The sequence below is a fragment of the Dorea amylophila genome (genome assembly GCF_025567265.1).
Lineage (GTDB): Bacteria > Bacillota > Clostridia > Lachnospirales > Lachnospiraceae > Dorea_A > Dorea_A amylophila.
In genome coordinates this window covers 63,189-70,937 of sequence record NZ_JAOQJW010000021.1, presented here as the reverse complement: position 1 = coordinate 70,937, position 7,749 = coordinate 63,189, and the positions used below count along the sequence as shown (strand labels likewise).

General features: G+C 34.9%; 7 protein-coding genes. All 7 read left to right on the top strand.

Annotation, left to right across the window (positions count from 1 at the left end; all coding sequences use genetic code 11):
• Positions 1–1,214, top strand: a 1,214-nt coding sequence (locus tag OCV72_RS13120) for a hypothetical protein (protein ID WP_172677229.1), incomplete at its 5' end; no start/stop codon positions are given.
• 232 nt (positions 1,215–1,446) lie between these two features.
• Complete coding sequence (locus OCV72_RS13115; RefSeq protein WP_242859268.1) at positions 1,447–1,992, top strand: GHKL domain-containing protein; 546 nt, start codon at positions 1,447–1,449, stop codon at positions 1,990–1,992.
• Positions 1,993–2,167: 175 nt separating this feature from the next.
• Entirely contained in the window at positions 2,168–4,000 is a 1,833-nt protein-coding gene (locus tag OCV72_RS13110; protein WP_155515237.1) for an ABC transporter permease family protein, read from the top strand.
• On the top strand, positions 3,993–4,754 hold the full coding sequence (locus OCV72_RS13105; RefSeq protein ID WP_055284267.1) for an ABC transporter ATP-binding protein: 762 nt from the start codon (positions 3,993–3,995) through the stop codon (positions 4,752–4,754). The genes OCV72_RS13110 and OCV72_RS13105 overlap by 8 nt, the downstream gene beginning before the upstream one ends.
• A gap of 308 nt (positions 4,755–5,062) precedes the next feature.
• Positions 5,063–5,878 carry an Rpn family recombination-promoting nuclease/putative transposase gene (locus tag OCV72_RS13100; RefSeq protein ID WP_055284266.1) on the top strand — a complete coding sequence of 272 codons (816 nt, stop codon included), beginning with the start codon at positions 5,063–5,065 and terminating at the stop codon, positions 5,876–5,878.
• 147 nt (positions 5,879–6,025) lie between these two features.
• Complete coding sequence (locus OCV72_RS13095; protein WP_242859267.1) at positions 6,026–6,217, top strand: hypothetical protein; 192 nt, start codon at positions 6,026–6,028, stop codon at positions 6,215–6,217.
• Positions 6,218–6,524: 307 nt separating this feature from the next.
• Entirely contained in the window at positions 6,525–7,706 is a 1,182-nt protein-coding gene (locus OCV72_RS13090) for an iron-containing alcohol dehydrogenase (RefSeq protein ID WP_055284264.1), read from the top strand.
• The last annotated feature ends 43 nt before the right edge of the window (positions 7,707–7,749 follow it).

Below are 7,749 nucleotides of genomic sequence, written 5' to 3'. Positions count from 1 at the left end.
CTTTTTACTTTCGGTATGCATTGAAAATCAATCAACTTGATAGTAAATATCAAAGTAATATATTAATTATTCTGATGTTATTTGTAATACATTTTTTTGCTCTTTCTTATATCGGTACACAAATAGTAGAGATTCTGCCTCTTGACAAGACAAATAGTAATTATCCTTATGATATAATCTGGATGGCACGCCAGAACGATGAAAAATACAGTGAAAAAATAGCCGAAAAATATAATGGGACAGTTAAACATATTCCGATGATCCGGGCAACAATGTTTTATTCACAGGAAGAAATTGGAATATCCGAATCCACATATAAAGAACTAACAGGGAAGGCTTATGGTTTGTCTGGGAAAGAAATTGTTATAGGAATTGAGGACCAGAATTATCAAAGGGAAGAAAAAGTAACTGATAAGGTTCTTTATGATTTATTTGGATGGCTGTATATTGGTAAATTTAATCCGAATAAAAAGGAATTTGAATCTTCCAATATTTTAAAAGATGCGAATTATCAGTATAGGATAAAAGAAATTCATACACAAAACGTATTTGGAAAATTCGTACCAGAAGATGCCGGTGAAGGGTGTGAAGATACAGTTATATTTTCGGATGAATATTTTGATAAACAATGGAAAAAACAGGCAGCAGATGATGAAGAAGTTTCAATGTTAGAAGCATTTTCTTTTCCAAAAACAAAAGAGCAGATGGCATGGAAAGAGATAAAAGATCACGCAGATAAAGAAGGAATTACTGTATTCCAACCAGATGACAGTCATTCGCCACATGCTATATGTTATAATAAGACTGTGTTTTTAAAAGAACAGAAAATAAGTAATATATTTTTGCTTTTTAGCAAGCTGTTTATTCTGATAACCCTTTTAATCAGTGGTGTTTTTATTATGGTTGTTAAAAATCTGGCCGAAATGTCTTCTTATCAAAGACGTTATGAATTTTTTCATTCTATGGGCATGAAACAAAAAGAGCAAAAGAAGATCTTAAGTTTTGAGATTTGCAGCGTAGCAAATATAGCATTAGGTACAGGTATTTGTTTAGCTCTTTTATATGTAATGACTTATTTACATTGGTATGATGCGATGGGTGAAAAAATATCAACCACTTTTTGGATCTACTGGCTTAAGCTCGTTGGAATTTATATAATTATTCAGATAGTTGTGCAGAAATTATTTGTAAGGTATGTGAACAAAAGAATTTAGAAGAAAGGCTCAGACGAGGTTTGTTGTGTCAAATTTTGAATGCGATATAAAAATACGCATATAATATTTTACTGACAAATTAATTGATGCAATGCTGGATACATGGGAAGCAGAACATCAGATATTAATATCTCAATTAGAGGAACAGGAAAAGCATGCATTACAAACGAAAGTCAAGATTTTGGAAGAACGCTATCAAGAAATGTTAAAAAGCCGAAAAGTGGTTCATGATATGAAGAACCATATTCTGGCGCTCAAGAACTATGATCAAGAGCAGAACTGGCCCGGATTGCATGAATATCTGAATGAACTTAGTGATGATATGATGGAATATAATTTTCATGTCTGGACTGGAAATCATATGCTGGATATGATCTTAAACCAAAAGGAAAAGGATGCACAGAATCAAAATACCGTTATGCAGATTGATACAGAAGTCTTTTCTACACTCCCTTTTACAGACCGGGAAATCATATCCCTTTTCGGGAATCTATTGGATAATGCGTTGGAAGCCTGTGAGAAAATCAATGATAAAGAGCGTTGGATAAAGATTAAGATAAAAAAGAAAAATCTATTGTTATATATTGAAATTGCAAATGCATTAGAGGAAATGCCGAAACAAATTCAAAAAGAATTTGTTTCAAATAAAAAAGATAATGGACTTCATGGATATGGAATGAAGAATATACAGGATATTGTAAAAAAGTATGATGGAATCTTCGAATATAAGGTATATGAAGATCATCTGATATTTATGATTTCTATCTATAATAACTGATAAGGATAGGGGGATGAAAAGTATGTTGAAAAAAATATTTTTTAAACTGCTGGGAGAAAGGAAAAAGGATTACATAAGAGTTATTTTAAGTGGAATCTTCTGTATATCGGTCGTATTTTTTTCTACGTCTGTTGGCAGCAGTCTTGTTTATATATCAACGGGACGACGGGCAACTATGACAGAATTAGTAATGGAAGTTGAAAAGAATTTTATTTTGCCGTATGTGTTACTGATCTTTCTCATGATTTTAATTATATTCGGCTATATTCGTAAACGATCCGGCGATTATGCAATGCTTAATATATTGGGAATCAAAAAGAAACACAGATATATGTATATTGGCTGTGAATATCTCGGAATCATTTTAGGATCAATTGCAGGAGGGGTGATTCTTGGAATATTGGAAGCAATGATCGTAAAAAAGATACTGGAAAATATTTTTCAAAATTATGTAAGCAACATATATTTGGGAATATCACCGTTAATTCTCACACTAATTATCAGCGTAATCATGTTTGGAATCGGCTTCGCCTTTTGTGATCAGTATATTGCCTGTATCGGAATTGACCATATAGTATCGGGAGGAAGTAATCATAACAGAGCAAGTAAGAATACACTGCTATTTTGTCTTATAGGAGTTGCAGTATTTATTCTTACATTAGTTTCTATTGTTACATATTGGGGACAAATCGGATATACGATTCCGACAGCTCTGGGAATCATAACGGCAGTTATTTTTACTTTATTTGGCTGTAGATTATATCTTGAAAAATTAAGAAAACAAAAGAATAAATATTATAAAAAAATCCTTTGGCTCGATAACTGGTATGATCAGTTTTTCAGTCATGCCAATATCAGTTATATTGTCAGTGCTTTTCTGATTGTTATTCTGTTTGGATTTAATATTGTATTGGTAGACAATCTTCCTGTAAGGCAGCCGGAAAATTATCCGTATGACATAGTCTGGGGTGCCAATACAAAAGATAAAGCATTTATCGAAAAGTTAAAAGAAAAGTATAATGTTCAGACAGAATTCATTCCATCTATCAGAGTGACTTCAGGAAACTGTGCAGAACATACTGGAATTTCTGCAACAGAATATAAACGCCTTACAGGAAAGCAGGTTCATTTAAAAAATGATGAAATATACGTTGTATACCAATGGGACCGAAGCGAATATGGAACAATTGGTCTGGATTTCGGAAAGCTGAAACCAAGATTATACACCGGATGCGCTACTGCAGATATCTGGATTTATACTGCGAGAACATTACCAGGTAATAAATTTACAAGAAAATATACAATTAAGGGAAACGACAGAAGAATCATTACCGGGAATTTTAAAACAAGGGTTTTGAGTACCAGCAATATGAATACGGATGTGTTTGAAGATATAATTGTATTTTCAGATCATGAATATGATAAGATCAGTCAAAAAGCCAAAGGGTCAAACCTTACAGTAGTAATGAACGTACCACAGAATTATGATGCTGTTGTAAATAAAATAACTAATTATGCAGCAAAACATTCACAGATTAATTTCTTTGATTATCATGACGGAAATCTGATCTATGATAAAAAACAGTGCACAATAGAAGATCAGGAAAACCGGATGTTAAATGTAAGTGCGATGTTGATTGATATGCTTGTATTATTTATCAGCATAATCTTTATCTTACTAGAGAAAATATCCAGTGATTACGAAGCACTGGAATGGAAGTATTTATTCTATTACCGCACAGGAATGCCAGAGAAAAAGCGAAGAAAAAATATTTATAAAGAAATAACCATGACATCCAAAGTTGCCCTGATAACCGGAATGTTTATAGCGGCAGTAATGATATTGGTGAAAATATTATATAAGAAAATGCCGGTATATTGGACAAAGATTTATCTGGCAGAAGCCGCAGTAATGATTATAGGTATGACCGCTATTATTATGATAATCGTAAGAATTGCAGCATGGCGTTCATTTAAGCGCAGTGAGAGGAGAAATAAGGATGAATAAAGAAAATATATTAGAAATTGATAATCTGGAAAGAAGCTATTCAACAGTCATGCCGGACGGAGAAACAAAGGTTTATTCTGTGCTAAGAGGAATTTCATTTCAGGTAAAACGAGGGGAATTTATTGGTATTATGGGAAGTTCCGGATGTGGGAAAACCACACTTTTGAAAACTATCGGAATGCTTAATAAGCCAAATGGCGGAAAAGTGCTCTATAACGGCGAAGATACAACAGAAATTTATGGAGATCATCTGGCAGAAATACGCCGGACGCAACTGGCGTTTGTTTTTCAGGATTTTTACTTGATGAATAGCTTAACTGTTCGTGAGAATATTATGATGCCATTGATATTAAATGAAGATGATCCTGTGGAAAGTTCTAAAACTGCAGAAACTATGGCAGAAAAACTTGGAATTTACAAGCTGTTAGATAAAAAACCTTACGAACTGTCTGGAGGTGAGAAACAGAGAACGGCGATTTGCAGAGCAATGGCAGAAAATCCAGAATTGATACTTGCAGATGAGCCGACCGGGAACCTTGATTCTAATTCATCCAAACAGGTTATCCATACATTGTCCTACATTAATCAGGAATTCGGGAAGACGATTGTCATGGTAACACATGACCCGCAAATGGCAAGCTATTGCAGTCGGTTGATTCTATTGAAAGATGGAGTGATATTGGAGGATTTAAAGAATAGTGGGGATCAGGAGGCGTTTTATCAGGAGATTCTCGGAAAGATGAAAGAGCTGTAAAAGATTCACAAAAAATTGACATTTTTAAATTTCATATTGAAAATAAAAATCAGGCATGTTATTCTATCGGCACGCAGATGAATTCTAGTATCTGCAATGCATCTAGATTTACCAATTCATTTACTTCAAACCTAAACAATCGGGTAAGAATCCAAGATGAAAATCATAAAAAACAGATAAATACATGCTTGATGAAAGAAGATGACGGTATATACTGGTGTATATATAAATTCTGTGTTATCATATGCATAAAGCTAAACAGTTCTTCTTTGCAGGTATTATATCTGTACAAGAGAGGAGAACTGCTTATGAACCAAAGAAAATCATTAAAAGAATTAAACTTGCTGGATAAATTTCTGTTCGATGAAGCGATGGATGATCCGGAAAATGTAAAGACGATGTTGGATATCATACTGAGTCAGAATACAAATCTGAAACATCCACCGCAAACAGAAAAAGAACAGAGAACATCTACGGATAATCGGCAGATCCGGCTGGATGTCTATGCGATAGATGAAGATGATGTGATATATGAAGTAGAGGCTCAAAAAGAGAATACGCATAATCTTCCGAAAAGAAGCCGGCTGTATCAGGGAATCATCGACAGTAAACTGCTGCCGCCGGGAGTTGTTGATTTCAATTTATTGAATGAAGTTTTGATTGTGCTGATTATGCCATTTGACTTGTTCGGATATGGATTATATCGTTATACCTTTCAGATGAAGTGTGAAGAGGTTCCAGAACTGAAACTGGATGATGGAGCAACAAGGATATTTCTGAATACCAGAGGCAAACATCCGGAGCTGGTGTCACCAGAGTTAATAGAACTTTTGAAATATATGGAACACAGTACGGATGAAATATCAGAGGCATGTGAAAGTAAACGGATTCAAGAGATGCATAGACGAGTTTGTCAGATTAAAGCAAGTGAAAAGGCAGAGGTGAAATATATGCAGACATGGGAAGAAAAGATACTCATAAAACAGGAAGGTGAACGAATTGGTCTTGAGCGAATTAACCGATTGAATCAGAAGCTAATTGAACAAGGTCGATTTGATGATTTAACTAAAGCAACATCGGACAGTAGTTATCAGGAAAAATTATTAAAGGAATTTAAAATTTAACAAAATATAGCAAGAATTCTCCGTCCTCTATAGGTGGGAGATGAATTGCAGAAGGAACAATCAAGGGAGTGTAAAAGTAAGCGGATTCAAGAGATGCATAGACGAGTTTGTCAGATCAAAGCGAGTGAAAAGGCAGAGGTGAAATATATGCAGACATGGGAAGAAAAGATACTAATAAAACAGGCAGGAATTGCTGAGGGTGAACAAATCGGAAGATTGAAGGAAAAAACAGAACTTGTAAAGAAATTATCTAATAAATTCTCAATCGAACAAATTGCAGAAATGCTGGAGATTGATATTTCCGAAGTAGAAAAAATAATAAAAGAAATTGCGAAGTGATCTTCCCAAAAAAATAAATAAAAGTAAATACAAATAGAAAAACGCAATATTTTTAACAAACTTTAGATGTGGAAGAAAAAAATATTATTTGGAACTCCTCTATATATTCAGAAATTTTATAGAAAACGCATATAAATAAATAATTTTCAAACCGATACATATAAATATATTAAAATTTAATAGTTCAAACACTTGAAAAAACGAATTTTTAGTAGTACAATCGTGTTAAAAGATTAACGATACATTGTTGATGAAAAATTATCAGAATACGCAATGTATCAACTACATAAAAAGGAGCGTGTTTGAAATGGCAAGATTTACATTACCAAGAGATGTTTATCACGGAAAAGGATGTTTATCCGAATTAAAGAATCTGAAAGGTAAAAAAGCTGTCCTCGTAGTTGGCGGCGGATCTATGAAGCGTCAGGGATTCCTGGACAAAGCAGTGAACTACCTGAAAGAAGGCGGAATGGAAGTCAAACTGATTGAAGGTGTAGAACCGGATCCGTCTGTAGAGACTGTTATGAAGGGCGCAAAAGTAATGCAGGAATTCGAGCCTGACTGGATCGTAGCAATGGGCGGTGGATCTCCAATCGATGCGGCTAAAGCTATGTGGGTATTCTATGAGTATCCGGATGAGACATTTGAGAATATCATCACGCCATTCAGTTTCCCTGAACTTCGTCAGAAAGCGAAATTTGCAGCTATCCCATCTACATCAGGAACTGCAACAGAAGTAACAGCATTCTCCGTAATCACAGATTACAATACAGGAATCAAATATCCTCTGGCAGACTTTAATATCACACCAGATGTTGCAATCGTTGATCCGGAACTGGTAGCAGGACTTCCTCAGAAACAGGTTGCTTATACAGGAATGGATGCACTGACACATGCAATCGAGGCTTATGTATCAACACTGAACTGTCCATTTACAGATCCACTTGCATTACAGGCAATCGAGATGGTTCTGGATTATCTGCCAGCATCTTATAACCTTAACATGGAAGCAAGAGAGCAGATGCACTATGCACAATGTCTTGCAGGAATGGCATTCTCGAATGCATTACTTGGAATCGTACATTCTATGGCTCATAAGACAGGTGCAGCATTCTCAACCGGACATATTCCTCACGGATGTGCCAATGCGATCTATCTGCCATATGTAATCAAATACAATGCAAAAGATAAAGTAGCTGCATCTCGTTATGCAGAGATTGCACGCAGAATGGGACTTCCTGGAACATCTGAAAAAGCTCTGATCAACAGCTTATGTGCAAAGATTGACGAGTTCAATGCGAAGATGAATATTCCTAAGACTCTGAAAGAGTTCGGCATTAACGAAGATGAGTTTAAAGAAAAACTGGATAAGATTGCAGAACTTGCAGTTGGTGATGCCTGTACAGGATCTAACCCAAGAGCAATTGATCCTGCAACCATGGCTAAATTATTTACATGTACATATTATGGAACAGAAGTTGATTTTTAAATAACAAAAATCAGATAACGGCGGCTGTCACATAGGTTTATGT